The 16162-nt window shown below is 63.7% G+C and carries 15 protein-coding genes; 3 read left to right on the top strand and 12 right to left on the bottom strand.

The window, feature by feature from the left end:
- On the top strand, window positions 1-1341 hold the full coding sequence (locus ACODS9_RS10575) for a hemolysin family protein (RefSeq protein WP_046857605.1): 1341 nt from the start codon (window positions 1-3) through the stop codon (window positions 1339-1341).
- A gap of 50 nt (window positions 1342-1391) precedes the next feature.
- Here ACODS9_RS10575 and ACODS9_RS10570 read toward each other — a convergent pair whose 3' ends face one another.
- The 8 genes from ACODS9_RS10570 to ACODS9_RS10535 all read right to left on the bottom strand — a co-directional run bounded on the left by ACODS9_RS10570 (window position 1392) and on the right by ACODS9_RS10535 (window position 11842).
- A complete protein-coding gene (locus ACODS9_RS10570) occupies window positions 1392-2291 on the bottom strand; it encodes a peptidoglycan DD-metalloendopeptidase family protein (RefSeq protein ID WP_489093873.1) in 900 nt (299 codons plus the stop codon).
- 151 nt (window positions 2292-2442) lie between these two features.
- On the bottom strand, window positions 2443-3354 hold the full coding sequence (locus tag ACODS9_RS10565) for a response regulator (RefSeq protein ID WP_489093872.1): 912 nt from the start codon (window positions 3352-3354) through the stop codon (window positions 2443-2445).
- A gap of 162 nt (window positions 3355-3516) precedes the next feature.
- Window positions 3517-4287, bottom strand: a complete 771-nt coding sequence (phoU, locus tag ACODS9_RS10560) for a phosphate signaling complex protein PhoU (RefSeq protein ID WP_023630537.1) — start codon at window positions 4285-4287, stop codon at window positions 3517-3519.
- 73 nt (window positions 4288-4360) lie between these two features.
- Window positions 4361-5194 (bottom strand): phosphate ABC transporter ATP-binding protein PstB, encoded by an 834-nt coding sequence (pstB, locus tag ACODS9_RS10555; RefSeq protein ID WP_031315066.1) that lies wholly within the window; start codon window positions 5192-5194, stop codon window positions 4361-4363.
- 72 nt (window positions 5195-5266) lie between these two features.
- A complete protein-coding gene (pstA, locus tag ACODS9_RS10550; protein WP_489093871.1) occupies window positions 5267-6937 on the bottom strand; it encodes a phosphate ABC transporter permease PstA in 1671 nt (556 codons plus the stop codon).
- A gap of 17 nt (window positions 6938-6954) precedes the next feature.
- A complete protein-coding gene (locus ACODS9_RS10545; protein ID WP_367857464.1) occupies window positions 6955-9243 on the bottom strand; it encodes an ABC transporter permease subunit in 2289 nt (762 codons plus the stop codon).
- Between the two features lie 143 nt (window positions 9244-9386).
- A complete protein-coding gene (locus tag ACODS9_RS10540) occupies window positions 9387-10385 on the bottom strand; it encodes a phosphate ABC transporter substrate-binding protein PstS (protein WP_023629870.1) in 999 nt (332 codons plus the stop codon).
- Between the two features lie 167 nt (window positions 10386-10552).
- Window positions 10553-11842: an MFS transporter gene (locus ACODS9_RS10535; RefSeq protein WP_023629869.1), complete on the bottom strand. Its 1290-nt coding sequence runs from the start codon at window positions 11840-11842 to the stop codon at window positions 10553-10555.
- 362 nt (window positions 11843-12204) lie between these two features.
- On the opposite strand from ACODS9_RS10535, the gene ACODS9_RS10530 reads away from it, so the two are divergent.
- Together ACODS9_RS10530 and ACODS9_RS10525 are read left to right on the top strand one after the other, a co-directional pair.
- Entirely contained in the window at window positions 12205-12603 is a 399-nt protein-coding gene (locus tag ACODS9_RS10530; RefSeq protein WP_003253317.1) for an acyl-CoA thioesterase, read from the top strand.
- Window positions 12604-12676: 73 nt separating this feature from the next.
- Window positions 12677-13573, top strand: a complete 897-nt coding sequence (locus ACODS9_RS10525; RefSeq protein WP_401107972.1) for a D-hexose-6-phosphate mutarotase — start codon at window positions 12677-12679, stop codon at window positions 13571-13573.
- A gap of 51 nt (window positions 13574-13624) precedes the next feature.
- Here the strand turns inward: ACODS9_RS10525 and ACODS9_RS10520 are convergent, their stop codons facing one another.
- The 4 genes from ACODS9_RS10520 to purE all read right to left on the bottom strand — a co-directional run bounded on the left by ACODS9_RS10520 (window position 13625) and on the right by purE (window position 16135).
- A complete protein-coding gene (locus ACODS9_RS10520) occupies window positions 13625-14158 on the bottom strand; it encodes a DUF3299 domain-containing protein (protein ID WP_489093870.1) in 534 nt (177 codons plus the stop codon).
- 49 nt (window positions 14159-14207) lie between these two features.
- Window positions 14208-14453 carry a GlsB/YeaQ/YmgE family stress response membrane protein gene (locus ACODS9_RS10515; RefSeq protein ID WP_023629866.1) on the bottom strand — a complete coding sequence of 82 codons (246 nt, stop codon included), beginning with the start codon at window positions 14451-14453 and terminating at the stop codon, window positions 14208-14210.
- A gap of 96 nt (window positions 14454-14549) precedes the next feature.
- A complete protein-coding gene (locus ACODS9_RS10510) occupies window positions 14550-15632 on the bottom strand; it encodes a 5-(carboxyamino)imidazole ribonucleotide synthase (protein ID WP_046857612.1) in 1083 nt (360 codons plus the stop codon).
- An 11-nt stretch (window positions 15633-15643) separates the two neighbouring features.
- Window positions 15644-16135, bottom strand: coding sequence for a 5-(carboxyamino)imidazole ribonucleotide mutase (gene purE, locus ACODS9_RS10505; RefSeq protein ID WP_031314848.1), 492 nt, complete (start codon window positions 16133-16135; stop codon window positions 15644-15646).
- Window positions 16136-16162 lie beyond the last annotated feature (27 nt).

The following is a 16162-nucleotide window of genomic DNA, read 5'->3' as shown; positions in this document are numbered from 1 at the left end:
ATGGACCCTTCCCCTGGTATCAGCCTCACCTCGTTGTTCGCCGACTTCGGCATGATTCTCTTTGCCTTGTTCCTGGTGCTGCTCAACGGCTTCTTCGTGGCCGCCGAGTTCGCCATGGTCAAGCTGCGCTCCACCCGCGTCGAATCCATCGCCGAGCTGCATGGCTGGCGTGGCAGCATCCTGCGCAAGGTGCACAACCAGCTCGACGCCTACCTCTCGGCCTGCCAGCTCGGCATCACCCTCGCCTCCCTGGGCCTGGGCTGGGTCGGCGAGCCGGCGTTCGCCCACCTGCTCGAGCCGCTGCTGGCCTATGTCGGCGTGGACAGCCCGGAGCTGATCAAGGCCATATCGTTCTTCGTCGCCTTCTTCGTGATCTCCTACCTGCACATCGTGGTCGGCGAGCTGGCGCCCAAGTCGTGGGCGATCCGCAAGCCCGAGCTGCTGTCGCTGTGGACCGCCGTGCCGCTGTACCTGTTCTACTGGGCGATGTACCCGGCGATCTACCTGCTCAACGCCAGCGCCAACACCATCCTGCGCATCGCCGGCCAAGGCGAGCCCGGGCCGCACCACGAGCATCACTACAGCCGCGAGGAGCTCAAGCTGATCCTGCACTCCAGCCGTGGCCAGGATCCAAGCGACCAGGGCATGCGCGTGCTGGCCTCGGCGGTGGAGATGGGCGAGCTGGAGGTGGTCGACTGGGCCAACTCCCGCGAGGACATGGTCAGCATCGATGCCCATGCGCCGTTGAAGGAAATCCTCGCCCTGCTGCGCCGTCACAAGTTCAGCCGCTACCCGGTGTATGACGCCGAGCGCGAGGAATTCACCGGCCTGCTGCACATCAAGGACCTGCTGCTGGAGCTTGCAGAGCTCGACCACTTGCCACAAACCATCGACCTTGCAGACCTCGCCCGCCCACTGGAGCGGGTGTCCCGACACATGCCGCTGGCCCAGCTGCTGGAGCAGTTCCGCAAGGGTGGTGCGCACTTCGTGCTGGTCGAGGAAGCCGATGGCAAGGTGATCGGCTACCTGACCATGGAAGACGTGCTGGAAGTGCTGGTGGGCGATATCCAGGACGAACACCGCAAGACCGAGCGCGGCATCCTCGCCTACCAGCCGGGCAAGTTGCTGGTGCGCGGTGATACGCCGCTGTTCAAGGTAGAGCGCCTGCTGGGCGTCGATCTTGATCATATCGAGGCGGAAACCCTGGCCGGTCTGGTCTACGAGACCCTCAAGCGCGTCCCCGAGGAAGAGGAAGTGCTGGAGGTCGAAGGCCTGCGCATCATCATCAAGAAGATGAAAGGGCCGAAGATCGTGCTGGCCAAGGTGCTCAAGCTCGATTGACCCGAGAGCCCGCGCCTACTTCCGTGGGCGCGGGCTTGATCCGCAATGCGTCATGGATTCCCTGCGGTAAAGTCCGGCAACCCGCCAATCGGCCGGTCGAACTGATACGGGATCGACTCCAGCGCCAGCCCCACATTGCGCTGCACCACGAAATGCAGGTGCGGCCCGCTGCTGTTGCCGGTGTTGCCCGATTTGGCCAATGGCTGCCCCTGTGCAACCCGCTGCCCCTCGCCTACCACCACCGAGCCGCGCATCAGGTGCAGGTAAACGCCCATGGTGCCGTCCGGGTGCAGGATCCTGACGAAATTGCCCGCCGGATTGTTGCCCCGCCCGCTCTGGTTGTTCTCGATCTTCACCACCACTCCACCGCGTGCCGCGATGATCGGCGTGCCTTCGGGCATGGCGATATCCATGGCGTAGCGGCCCTTGGGCCCGAAGTGGCTGAAACGGCCGTTGGGGCCCTGGCTCAGGCGGAACGGCCCGCCCTTCCAGGGGAACGGATAACGGTAGCCCTGCGGGCGCTGGCCCGGGTCGCCCATGGCGTAGCGGAACTTGGTGTCGTACTTGAGGCGAGCCCCTTGGCGAGCCTGCACCACGCTGAGGATCAGGTTCGAGCGCGGTGGCACCAGGCGCCGGACGATGCGCGAGGCGTTACCGCCCTGGGCATTGGCCAGGCGCTCCACACGCAGTTCAACTTCCATGGGCACGAACAGCTCGTTGCGCGCGACAAAACGCACGCCACCGGCAAAATCCTCGGTCTTCAGCCGCACCTGGCCGTCCAGGCGCTCGACCATGGGTTCGCGGAACACGAAAACCTTGGCGCCCACGCTGGGTCGGTCGGAATAGGAAACCACGCCATAGGTATCGGTGGTCTTGTAGATGGTCATGCCCAGGCTCGACGCCGAGGCCGTGAGCAAGGCACAGAACAGCAGCAGTCGGGAGGGCGGCATGATGGTGGCTTTTTGACAGTTGTGTTCTGTCGAAGCCTAGCAGCCGGATTTGAGAGGGATATGACAGTTGGTCGGGATGCCGGAAATGTAACGTGGGAGGGGGCAAGCCCGCTCCCACTACATCCGCTCCGACGCGGTGCTCAAGCGGCCATCAGGCGCCAGGCGTGAAATGCTTCTGCGCCGTGCCGCGGGCGATCAGCCGCGACAGGTAATCGAGTTTCTGCGCATCCTGGTCGACGAACTTGAAGGTCAGCTGCAGCCAGTCGCTCTCAGGCTTGGGCTCCAGCGCCGCAATGGCGTGCAGGTAGCCGTTCAGGCGCGCGGTTTCGGCATTCTCGCCTTGCTCCAGGTCCAGCACCGCACCTTCGAGCACCTGTGGCAGGTTGGTGCCGCGGCGCACCACCAGCAGGGCTTCCTTGAGGCTCAGGGCCTTGATCATGCACGGCTGGGTTCCACTGGACAGGCGCAGCTGGCCCTGGCCACGACCAGCCTGGGCCGCCGCAGCGGCAGTCTTCGGCGTGGGGGCGTTGATCAGAGGCTTGGCCGCTGCTGCCACGGGCGCAGCGGCGGGAGCGGTTACCTTGGCCGCCTCCGGGCGACCACCGGTCAGGGCGCTGAGCGAGTCATTGGCGAACGCCGAGTTGACCCGCGCCGGCGCGCTGGACATCAGGCTGTCGAGCTTGCCGATCTTGGTCAGCGACTTCTTCACCTTGGTCAGCAGCTGCTCATTGGTGAACGGCTTGCCGACGAAGTCGGAAACGCCGGCCTGAATGGCCTGGATCACGTTCTCCTTGTCGCCACGGCTGGTCACCATGATGAACTGCATGGTCTTCATCTCTTCCTGCTGACGGCACCAGGTCAGCAGTTCGAGGCCGGACATCTCCGGCATTTCCCAGTCGCACAGGACCAGGTCGAAACGTTCCTTGCTCAGCATGGCCATGGCCTTGCGACCGTTGACCGCGTCCTCGATCACCATGCCGGGGAAGGCATTGCGCAGGCACTTCCTTACCAGATCGCGGATGAACGGGGCATCATCCACGACCAGCACATTCACTTTACTCATCGATACTCCTCTTGATCCCGGCTAGCATACCGCCGACTGATGGCCATTTGCCAAACCACTGGTCACGCCGGGACTTCTCACACGGTTCGCGGGTGCCTGCTGGTGCTCGACCGCAAACGAAAACGCCCGGCGGTTGCCGGGCGTTCATGCTCGGGAGCAATCCTATTTATCGTCCGGTTCAGCCGGAACATTAGCGATTTCGCCCTCATCGAACGCTTCGCCCTGCACCTCGGCCTTCATGCGCTTGAGGCCCATGTGGCGCACGTCGGTACCACGTACCAGGTAGATCACCAACTCGGAGATGTTACGTGCGTGGTCGCCGATGCGCTCCAGCGAACGCAGGGCCCAGATCACGCTCAACACGCGGGAGATCGAGCGCGGATCTTCCATCATGTAGGTGACCAGCTCGCGCAGCGCCGTCTTGTACTCGCGGTCGATGGTCTTGTCGTACTGGGCCACCGACAGCGCCAGGTCGGCGTCGAAGCGGGCGAAGGCGTCCAGCGCGTCGCGGACCATGTTGCGCACCTGGTCGCCGATATGGCGCACCTCGACATAACCACGCGGCGACTCGCCTTCCTCGCACAGCTGGATGGCACGGCGGGCGATCTTGGTCGATTCGTCACCGATGCGCTCGAGGTCGATCACCGACTTGGAGATGCTGATGATCAGGCGCAGGTCGGAGGCCGCCGGCTGGCGACGGGCGAGGATGCGCACGCACTCCTCGTCGATGTTGCGCTCCATCTGGTTGATCTGTTCGTCGACTTCACGTACCTGCTGGGCAAGGCCCGAGTCGGCCTCGATCAGCGCGGTGACGGCGTCGTTCACCTGTTTCTCCACCAGCCCGCCCATGGCCAGCAGGTGGCTGCGCACCTCCTCGAGCTCGGCGTTGAACTGCTGGGAGATGTGGTGGGTAAGGCTTTCTTTGTTGATCATCGTTTCGCTCCGCGAAGCAGCTGCAGGCTTCAAGTCGTTCGTGTCGTTCCCTGGCGTTCCTACCTTGCCGGCCTTAGCCGTAGCGACCGGTGATGTAGTCTTCGGTCTGCTTCTTCGCCGGGTTGGTGAACAGGGTGTCGGTATCACCGAATTCGACCAGTTTGCCCATGTACATGAAGGCGGTGTAGTCCGAAACACGGGCCGCCTGCTGCATGTTGTGGGTCACGATGACGATGGTGTACTTGGATTTCAGTTCGTAGATCAGCTCTTCGACCTTCAGCGTCGAGATCGGGTCCAGTGCCGAGCACGGCTCGTCGAGCAACAGCACTTCCGGCTCAACGGCAATGGTACGGGCGATCACCAGGCGCTGCTGCTGGCCACCAGACAGGCCCAGCGCCGACTCGTGCAGGCGGTCCTTGACCTCATCCCACAGGGCCGCGCCCTTCAGCGCCCACTCGACGGCCTCGTCGAGCACGCGCTTCTTGTTGATGCCCTGGATACGCAGGCCGTAGACCACGTTCTCGTAGATGGTCTTGGGGAACGGGTTGGGCTTCTGGAACACCATGCCCACGCGGCGACGCAGCTCGGCCACGTCCTCGCCCTTGCGGTAGATGTTGTTGCCGTACAGGTTGATGGCGCCTTCGACACGGCAGCCGTCGACCAGGTCGTTCATGCGGTTGAAGGTGCGCAGCAGCGTGGACTTGCCGCAGCCGGACGGGCCGATGAAGGCGGTCACGCGCTGCTTGGGGATGTTCATGCTGACGTCGAACAGTGCTTGCTTGTCGCCGTAGAACAGGGACAGGCCGGGTACTTCGATGGCCACGGTCTCTTCAGCCAGGCGCAGGCTCTGCTTGTCGCGGCCCAGGGCCGACATGTCGATGCCGTGGGCGTGGGATTCATGCTGCATGGTCAACTCCATACGCTATCAATTCGTTTCAAAGGGCCGCCCGGCATCCGGGCGGCACGCTTGCAATCAGGATCAGTGGTCCAGGGCCTTGTACTTCTCGCGCAGGTGGTTACGGATCCACACCGCCGAGAGGTTGAGGGTGGCGATCACCAGCACCAGCAGCAGCGCGGTGGCGTACACCAGCGGCCGCGCGGCCTCGACGTTGGGGCTCTGGAAGCCGACGTCATAGATGTGGAAGCCCAGGTGCATGATCTTCTGGTCCAGGTGCAAGTACGGGTAGTTGCCGTCCACCGGCAGCGATGGCGCCAGCTTCACCACACCCACCAGCATCAGCGGGGCCACTTCGCCGGCGGCGCGGGCCACGGCGAGGATCATGCCGGTCATCATGGCCGGGCTGGCCATCGGCAGGACAATCTTCCACAGCGTCTCGGCCTTGGTCGCGCCCAGGGCCAGCGAGCCTTCGCGAACAGTGCGCGGAATACGCGCCAGGCCTTCCTCGGTGGCCACGATCACCACCGGCACGGCCAGCAGCGCCAGGGTCAGCGAAGCCCACAGCAGGCCCGGCGTACCCAGCGTAGGTGCCGGCAGCGATTCGGGGAAGAACAGCCGGTCGATGGAGCCGCCCAGCACGTAGACGAAGAAGCCCAGGCCAAACACGCCGTAGACGATCGCCGGGACGCCGGCGAGGTTGTTCACGGCGATGCGGATCAACCGGGTCACCGGGCCCTGCCTGGCGTATTCACGCAGGTAGACGGCAGCCAGCACGCCGAACGGGGTGACGATCACCGCCATGATCAGGGTCATCATCACGGTGCCGAAGATGGCCGGGAAGATACCGCCTTCGGTGTTGGCCTCACGCGGGTCGTCGCTGAGGAACTCCCACACCTTGGCGAAGTAGGCGCCCATCTTGGTAAAGCCGGACATGGCGTTCGGCTGGATGGCGTGGACCACCTTGCTCAGGTTGATCTCCACTTCGCGGCCGTTGCCGTCGCGGGCTACCAGGCTGTCGCGGGCGAACTCCTGATGCAAGCCGTTGAGGCGCTCTTCGATGGCCTTGTAGCGGTTGTTCAGCTCGGCGCGCTCGGCGTCCATGTCGGCCTGGGCGGCGGCGTCGAGCTTGCCGTCCAGTTCCAGCTTGCGGCTGTGCAGGCGCAGGCGCTCCAGGCCATGGTTGATGGCACCGATGTCCTTCTTCTCGAGCTTCACAAGCTGGTCGTTGAGCTGGCTGGCGCGCTTGAGGCGGGCCTGCAGCTCGTTCCAGGCTTCCGGCCCCTGAGCGACCACGCGGCCTTCTTCCTTGACGCTGACTAGATAGCCGTAGAAGTTGCCCCATTCGCGGCGCTCCAGGGCAATCAGGTCGGCAGGTTTCTGCTGGTCGACCAGCCACTCGCCGACCACCCAGGTGAAGTCGCTGCCGTTGAGGTCGCGGTTGCCCACCTTGATCAGCTCGCGGGTCATGAACTCCGGGCCTTGGTCGGGCACCGGCAGGCCGGCACCCTTGAGGCGTTCGCGGGGCACTTCTTCCTTCTGCACCACCTCACCGATGACGATGTGGTCAGCCTGGTCCGGCACCTTGTAGGTGGCCTGGACCAGGTCGGCCGGCCAGAAGTGGCCCAGGCCGCGCACGGCGATCACGGCCAGCAGGCCGACGGTCATGATGACCGCCATGGCCACCGCGCCGCCACTGATCCAGACGCCGGGGGCGCCGCTCTTGAACCAGCCTTTGAGGGAATCCTTTTTCACGGATCTCTACCTTTCTATCAAAGCGACGAGTATTTCTTGCGCAGGCGCTGGCGAATCAGCTCGGCCAGGGTGTTCATCACGAAGGTGAACAACAGCAGCACGAGGGCGGCGAGGAACAGCACACGATAGTGGCTGCCGCCGACTTCCGATTCGGGCATTTCCACGGCCACGTTGGCGGCCAAGGTGCGCATGCCCTCGAACAGGTTCAGCTCCATCACCGGGGTGTTGCCGGTGGCCATCAGCACGATCATGGTCTCACCTACCGCACGGCCCATGCCGATCATCAGCGCCGAGAAGATGCCCGGGCTGGCGGTGAGGATGACCACGCGGGTCAGGGTCTGCCATGGCGTCGCGCCCAGCGCCAGCGAGCCCAGGGTCAGGCTGCGCGGCACGCTGAACACGGCGTCCTCGGCGATGGAGTAAATGTTCGGGATGACCGCGAAGCCCATGGCGATACCCACTACCAGGGCGTTGCGCTGGTCATAGGTGATCCCCAGATCGTTGGTGATCCACAGGCGCATGTCGCCATCGAAGAACCAGCTCTCGAGGAACGGGCTCATGTACAGGGCGAACCAGCCGATGACGAGAATCACCGGAATCAGGATCGCCGCTTCCCAGCCATCAGGGATGCGCAGGCGGATCGACTCCGGCAGACGGCTCCAGCTGTAGCCGGCAAGCAGGATACCGATCGGCATGATCAGGAACAGGCTGAACACGCCCGGCAGGTGGCCTTCGAGGTACGGCGCGAGGAACAGGCCGGCGAAGAAGCCGAGGATCACCGTCGGCATCGCTTCCATCAACTCGATCACCGGCTTGACCTTGCGGCGCATGCCCGGGGCCATGAAGTAGGCGGTGTAGATGGCGGCGGCGATGGCCAGCGGTGCGGCCAGGATCATCGCGTAGAACGCGGCCTTGAGCGTACCGAAGGTCAGCGGCGACAGGCTCAGCTTGGGTTCGAAGTCGGTGTTCGAGGCGGTCGACTGCCAGACGTACTTGGGCTCGTCGTAGTTCTCGTACCAGACCTTGCCCCACAGCGCGCTGAACGAGACTTCCGGGTGCGGGTTCTTCAGGCTCAGCGGCAGCAGCTTGTTGCCTTGCTCGATGATGATGCGGTTGGCGCGCGGCGACAGGGCGAGGATGCCCGCGCCTTCGGCGACCGGCTCGACCAGCAGGGTGCGGTGCGCGGTGCTGTGGAACACGCCGAGCTTGCCTTCGCTGTCCAGGGCGATGAAGCCCTTGCGGCGCTCCTCGGCGTCGATCTGCACCACCGGGGCCTTGCCCAGCTGGAAGCTGCGGATCAACTTGAAGCGCGACTCGCCATCGGGGTCACGGGCCATGAACCACTGGCTCAGGCCACCCTTGGAATCACCGAAGATCAGCGAGATGCCACCGACCAGCTGGGCGGTCGCGGTGATCTCGGCGTTGCCGTCCTCGAGCAGCTTGTAGCGGCCGTTGAGGCTCTTGTCACGCAGGCTGAACACGTCGGCAGTGGCGCGACCGTTGACCACGTACAGCCACTGCTGGCGCGGGTCGATGAAGATGTTCTTCACCACCTCGGTCATCTGCGGCAGTTCGATACGGTTCTGCTCGACAGTGACCTCGTCGGTCATCATGTTCTCGGTACGCGACAGTTCGATCACCTGCAGGTGCGCACCGGTGGAACCGGCCAGCAACAAGGTGTCGCCGTTGACGTTGACGCTCACATGCTCCAGCGCGCGGCCTTGGTCATCCAGGGTGAACAGGTCCTGACCATAGGGGAAGTCGATGCCCGCCTCGATGGTCTTCTTGTTGTCCGGATAGGTGATCTTGTAGGTGTGGTGGAACACCAGTGCCTGGCCGTTGGACAGGCCCACCACCACCAGCGGGCTGCCCGGCTGGTCGGTGCTGATCGAGCTGACCTGGGCGCCGGCCGGCAGCGGCAGGTCGACGCGCTTCAGTTCGTTGCCGGTCTTGGTGTCGAAGAACAGGGCCTGGCCCTTGTCGGATACACGCATGCCCACGAGGTTCTGTTCCTCGAGGGCGATCAGCAGCGGTTTACCGGCGTCCTGCTGCAGCCAGGTCGGCTCCAGCGCCTTCTTGCTGGTAAGCGTGGCGCCCTGGAACAGCGGCAGCACCACATAGGCCAGGTAGAAGAAGATCAACGTGATCGCCGCCAGCACGGCGAGCCCGCCCACCAGGACGTACCAGCGGGTCAGGCGATCCTTGAGGGCGCGCAGGCGGCGCTTGCGTTGCAACTCGGGCGTATTGAAGTCAATGCGCACGGGAGGAGAATTTTGGGTCATTGTGGAGTTGGCCAGATCATTCATGCGCACACCCTAGCGGTCCCGTATGACAAAAACATGACAGTGCAGTGACGCAAAAAAGCCCGCCGCACAGGAGCCCTGGCTTCGGACTAAGGAATTCGTGGAGGAGGCCGGCATTCTTTGGCACCGGCCTCATCCTCAGTTACTTACTTCTTTGCAACGTTACCCGCGTGGGACAGGCCCAGGTCGGCCAGGGTCTTGTCGACCACCTTGGCTGGCAGCGGGATGTAGCCGTCCTTCACGACAACTTGCTGGCCGGCCTGCGACAGCACCAGCTTGACGAACTCGGCTTCCAGCGGGGCCAGAGGCTTGTTCGGGGCCTTGTTGACATAGACGTAGAGGAAGCGCGACAGCGGGTAGGTACCGTTCAGGGCGTTGGCTTCGTTGTCTTCGACGAACGCGCCGCCTTCTTTCTTGGCCAGGGCCACGGTCTTGACGCTGGCGGTCTTGTAGCCGATGCCCGAGTAGCCGATGCCGTTCAGCGAGGAGCTGATCGACTGCACGACCGAAGCCGAGCCAGGCTGTTCGTTGACGTTAGGCTTGAAGTCGCCTTTGCACAGGGCTTCTTCCTTGAAGTAGCCGTAGGTGCCGGATACCGAGTTACGGCCGAACAGCTGAACTGGCTTGTTGGCCAGGTCGCCGGTCACGCCCAGGTCACCCCAGGTCTTGACGTCGGCTTTGCCACCGCACAGACGGGTGGAGGAGAAGATCGCGTCGACCTGGGCCATGGTCAGGCCCTTGATCGGGTTGTCCTTGTGCACGAACACGGCCAGGGCGTCGACGGCAACCGGGATGGCAGTCGGCTTGTAACCGTACTTCTGCTCGAACGCCTGCAGCTCGACGTCCTTCATCTTGCGGCTCATCGGGCCCAGGTTGGCGGTGCCTTCGGTCAGGGCGGGTGGCGCGGTCGAGGAACCGGCGGCCTGGATCTGGATATTTACGTTCGGATATTCCTTCTTGTAGGCCTCGGCCCACAGGGTCATCAGGTTCGCGAGGGTGTCGGAACCGACGCTGGAGAGGTTGCCCGAAACACCGGTGGTCTTGGTGTAGGTCGGGATTGCAGGATCGACAGCGGCGACCGCATTGGCGGCAGCGACGCCAGCGGCGGCAAAGGTCAGGGCCGCCATCAAACGCTTCAGTTTCATGCCTTGCTCCTAGCAGGAATATCGTGGGTTGTGAGATGGAACGGGCCCAAGTATCTGCAGGCCGCATGAACACTCTATGACTCGAATGTGACAATTGGATGAAAGGCCATCACCGGTAACCGGGATGGCCTTTACAGGATGTTGCGGAGGGGGAGTTAGAGCGGGTTTCAGCGTTTGCGCGCAAGCAGATAGATGCCCACCAGCAGACCAACGGCGCACAGGCACGCCACGTAATAGGCGGGTGCCATCGGACTGAACTTCAGCAGCGCGGTCACCACCATCGGCGTGAGGCCACCGAAGATCGCGTAGGCGAGGTTGTAGGAGAACGACAGGCCGCTGAAGCGCACCACAGGCGGGAACGCCTTGACCATCACGTAAGGCACGGCACCGACGATACCCACGCACAGGCCAGTCAGCGCATAGAGCGGGAACAACAGGTCCGGGCGGGTCGGCAGGCTGTGGTAGAAGGCCCAGGAAGACGCCAGCAGCATCAGGCTGCCGACGATGAACACTCGCCCGGCACCGAAACGGTCGGCCAGGCTGCCAGCGCCGACGCAGCCCAGGCTGAGCAGCACGATGGCCAGGCTATTGGCCTTGAGCGAGTCGGTGGGGCTGACGTGGTAGAGGCTCTGCAGCAATGCCGGGGTCATGAGGATGATCACCACGATGCCGGCCGACAGCAGCCAGGTGAGCAGCATCGACAGGATGATCGCGCCACGATGATCACGCAGCACCGCACGCAGTGGCAGCTCTTCGGCCAGGGCCTTGCGCGCCTGCATTTCGGCGAATACCGGGGTCTCATGCAGCCAGCGGCGCAGGTAGACCGCGAAGAAGCCGAACACCCCACCGAGCAGGAACGGGATACGCCAGGCGTAGTCCGCCACTTCCTCGGGGCTGTAGATCGTGTTGATCAGCGTCGCCACCAGCGAGCCAAGCAGGATGCCCGAGGTCAGGCCGGCGGTCAGGGTGCCGCAGGCATAGCCGGTGTTGCGCGCCGGCACGTGCTCGGAGACGAACACCCAGGCCCCCGGCACCTCGCCACCGATGGCCGCGCCCTGGATAACCCGCATCAACAGCAGCAGGATCGGCGCCCACAGGCCAATCTGCGCATAGGTGGGCAGCAGCCCCATCACCAGGGTCGGCACGGCCATCATGAAAATGCTCAGGGTGAACATCTTCTTGCGTCCGAGCAGGTCGCCAAAGTGGGCCATGACGATGCCACCCAATGGCCGGGCCAGGTAGCCGGCGGCGAAGATGCCGAAGGTCTGCATCAGGCGCAGCCATTCAGGCATGTCGGCGGGGAAGAACAGCTTGCCCACCACCGTGGCGAAGAACACGAAGATGATGAAGTCGTAAAACTCCAGGGCACCGCCCAGGGCGGACAGCGAGAGAGTCTTGTAGTCACTGCGGGACAACGGCCGGGACGGCTGCTCGATACTGCTCTGCACGGAGGTCATCGCTGTTCTTTCTCTTGTAGGTCTGCGGACCGCTTGGCATGCGGCTTCTGGATTGAATAGTCGGCGAAGATAGCAAATTGCCGAGCCGCGCTCATAGCGGTACAAAATCCATACAGATATTCATGAATGCGCGGTCGTCGCTGGCTGTGCAGGTATATATACTGCCCGCTCGTAGGAAAAGGTTGCTTATCCTGAGGGATGTTGTGCGAAAACGTCGGTCATCGTTGTCAGACTGTTTCGCAGAGTTTCCCTGAGGCCGCCCCCTGAAGCGAAATCAGCGTAGTATGCGTGTTGCTGAATCGTTTTTACGGCGTCCGTTATTGCGCCACCAACGAAGCGTCACGGGTCAGAGGCCCCACGGCATGATTGAGCTCGAACAAGAAGATCCTATCCCGCAAGGCGACCTGGCCTTGCAGATCACCGCGCTGCCGCGCGAAACCAATGGTTTCGGCGATATCTTCGGCGGCTGGCTGGTCGCCCAGATGGACCTGGCCGGTACCGCCATGGCCAGCCGCGTCGCCGGAGGCCGAGTGGCCACGGTAGCCATCGATCGCATGGCGTTCCTGGTCCCGGTGGCCGTGGGCGCGCAGCTGTCCTTCTATACCCAGACCCTGGAAATCGGCCGCAGCTCGATCCAGATGATGGTCGAGGTATGGAGCGACGACCCGCTGTCCAGCGAATGGCGCAAGGTTACCGAGGCAGTGTTCGTGTTCGTCGCCATCGATGGCAGTGGTCGCACCCGCTCCGTACCTCGTCGCTGAGCCTGGCGAGCGGTAAACTCATTGCACGTCACCGGGTCCAACGGCCTGACAGACAATCAATGAGACGAACGCAATGGCTAACTTCACGGTCGAGACCGAGCTGCACGGCGAACTCAACTGCTGGCGCATCACCAGCGATCATGCCGAACTCCTGATTGCCCAGCAGGGCGCCCAGGTCCTGAGCTATCAGCGCCTGGGCGAGCCACCGCTGCTGTGGCTGAGCGACCAGGCCATCTTCCGCCAGGGCAAGTCGGTGCGTGCCGGCGCTCCCGTGTGCTGGCCGTGGTTCGGTATCTTCGAGCGCAATCCCGATTCGGTCAAAGCCATGTTCAAGGGCGAGCAGCCGCCCGCCCACGGCCTGGTGCGTGGCCGTGACTGGCAGTTGTTGCGCGCCGAGGAACACGGCGACCACCTGCAGGTCGAGTTCGAATTGCCCGAAGCCCAGGGTGACCTGACGGGTTGGCCTCATGAGGTCCAGCTCAAGCTCCTGGTAGAGCTGGGTGACCAGCTGAAGCTCACCCTCACCAGCTACAACCTCGGCAATACCGACGTTACCCTGAGCCAGGCGCTGCACAGCTACTTTGCCGTGAGCGATGTGCGCCAGGTGCAAGTGGAAGGCGTGGACGGGTTGGCCTACATCGAAACACTGGCCAACTGGGAACAGCGCAAACAACAGGGCAACCTGGGGTTCGCGGGCGAGACTGATCGCATCTACCTGAACGCGCCTGAGCGACTGGCGATTGTCGATCCGCACTGGAACCGACGCATCACCCTGCAGGCTGGCGGCTCCCGCACCGCGGTAATCTGGAACCCCTGGACCGACCGCGCCCGCGACCTGCCGGACATGGCCGACGATGGCTGGCAACGCATGCTATGCATCGAGACGGCGAATGTGATGGATGACGTGGTGGTGCTCAAGCCAGGGGCGACTCATGCGATGAGCGTGGCGATCGGTAGCGAAGCGCTCTGAAATCGCTATCGCGGGGCGACCCGACTTGCCCCGCGATACGCTCTGCCAGGCTCAGAGGTCCGCATCCTCCACCACCCTCACCTGCCCCGCCTCCAGTGCATAGGCCGCATCCGCCAAGTCATTGCTGACTTTCTCCACCTTCAAGGTACCGGTCACCCACAGCGGCGTGTAGATATCGTCGATCTTCAGCCCCTTCGCATACCGCACCAGCACCAGCTGGTTCGGTGGCGGCGGCGGTACATGGATGCACGCCCCCGGGTACGGCACCAGGAAAAACAGCGTGCTGTTGCCTTTGGCATCGCTCTCCAGCGGCACCGGATACCCACCCAGGCGGATCTGCCTGCCGTTCATGGCGGCCACGGTCTTGGTCGAGTACATCACTGCCGGCAGGCCCTTGCTCTGCTTCAGCCCACCCTTGGCGGTGAAGGTGCCCAGGGCTTCCGGGGAGTTGTGGTCGATCTCGGGCATCTGCTCGAGCGCCTTCTGGTCCGACTTGGGCATCAGCTCCAGCCAGTCGGTCTCGGGCAGTTCGGCATGGGCCAGGGCGCTGGCCAGCAACAGGGGAATGAGGAATAACGCACGCATGAAAATGCTCGGCAACTCAGGATGAATTGCCGGGCATTCTAGCGGGAATTCAGCGTTTCTTGATGAAGCCGTAGATCACCAGCAGGATGATCGCGCCGACCAGGGCCCCGAAGAAGCCCGCGGCCTGCCCGGCCTGGTAGATGCCCAGGGCTTGTCCGCCGTAGGTGGCGGCCAGGGAACCGGCGATGCCGAGGAGAATGGTCATGATCCAGCCCATGCTGTCGTCACCCGGTTTCAGGAAACGCGCCAGCAGGCCGACGATCAGGCCGATGAAGATGGTTCCAATGATGCCCATGGCAATCCCTCTGTGATGAACATGAGACATGCCAAAGCCTAGTCAGCGCTTTGGCATGTTGCCATCTCAGAGCGGCAATGCCCGGCAGAAGTTCGATCAGCCGGCGATCAACGCCTCTACTTCGGCAATCTTGGCCTTCAGGGTGGCCATGTCCTGGCAGCGCAGGGTGGCGTGGCCAACCTTGCGCCCGACCTTGAATGCCTTGCCGTAGTGGTGCAGGTGGCAGTCATCGATGGCGACGACCTTGTCCACTGCTGGCACTTCGCCGATGAAGTTGAGCATGGCGCTTTCGCCGACCTTGGCGGTCGAGCCCAGCGGCAGGCCGGCCACGGCGCGCAGGTGGTTCTCGAACTGGCTGCACTCACTGCCTTCGATGGTCCAGTGCCCGGAGTTGTGCACACGTGGGGCGATTTCGTTGGCCTTCAGGCCACCATCCACTTCGAAGAACTCGAAGGCCATGACGCCTACGTAGTCGAGTTTCTGCAGCACGCGGCCGACGTAGTCTTCGGCCAGGGCCTGCAACGGGTGCGCCTCGCTGGCCACCGACAGGCGCAGGATGCCGCTGTCGTGGGTGTTGTGCACCAGCGGGTAGAAGCGGGTTTCACCGTCGCGGGCGCGCACGGCCACCAGCGACACTTCGCCGGTGAACGGCACGAAGCCTTCCAGCAGGCACGGCACGCTGCCCAGTTCGGCGAAAGTGTCGACCACGTCTTCGGGCTTGCGCAGGACCTTCTGGCCCTTGCCGTCGTAACCCAGGGTGCGGGTCTTGAGCACGGCCGGCAGGCCAATGCTGGCCACCGCGGCATCGAGGTCCGCCTGCGAGAGGATGTCGGCAAAGGCCGGGGTGGGAATCCCCAGATCGCGGAACATGCTCTTCTCGAACAGGCGATCACGGGCGATGCGCAGGGCCTCGGCGCTCGGATAGACCGGGACGAACTGCGAGAGGAAGGCCACGGTCTCGGCCGGCACGCTTTCGAACTCGAAGGTCACCAGGTCGACTTCGTCAGCCAGCTGGCGCAGGTGGTCCTGGTCGCCGTAGTCGGCGCGCAGGTGCTCGCCCAGCGGCGCGGCGCAGGCGTCCGGTGCCGGGTCGAGGAAAGCGAAGTTCATGCCCAGCGGGGTGCCCGCCAAGGCCAGCATGCGGCCCAGCTGGCCACCACCGATTACACCGATCTTCATGGGTTTCAGCCTCAAGCCTGACGCGGGTCTGGATTGTCCAGCACGGTGTCGGTCTGCTCGGTGCGGAACTGCTTGAGCGCCGCGTGGAACTGCGGGTGCTTGGCCCCGAGGATGCTCGCCGACAGCAAGGCTGCGTTGATTGCGCCGGCCTTGCCGATGGCCAGGGTGGCGACCGGGACGCCAGCAGGCATCTGCACGATCGACAACAGCGAGTCGACACCCGACAGCATCGACGACTGCACCGGCACACCGAGCACCGGCAGGTGGGTCTTGGCGGCGCACATGCCCGGCAGGTGGGCGGCGCCGCCGGCGCCGGCGATGATCACTTCGATGCCGCGGCCTTCGGCCTCATCGGCGTACTGGAACAGCAGGTCCGGGGTGCGGTGGGCGGAAACCACCTTCACTTCGTAGGGAATGCCGAGTTTTTCCAGCATATCGGCGGTGTGGCTAAGGGTGGACCAATCGGACTTGGAGCCCATGATCACGCCAACCAGTGCACTCATCGTCGAGCCTCTTCGCTTGTGCGCCCG

This window comes from Pseudomonas sp. FG36 (assembly GCF_057809275.1).
Note: the sequence above shows the minus strand (reverse complement) of the source record. Positions and strands in the feature narration are given on the sequence as shown.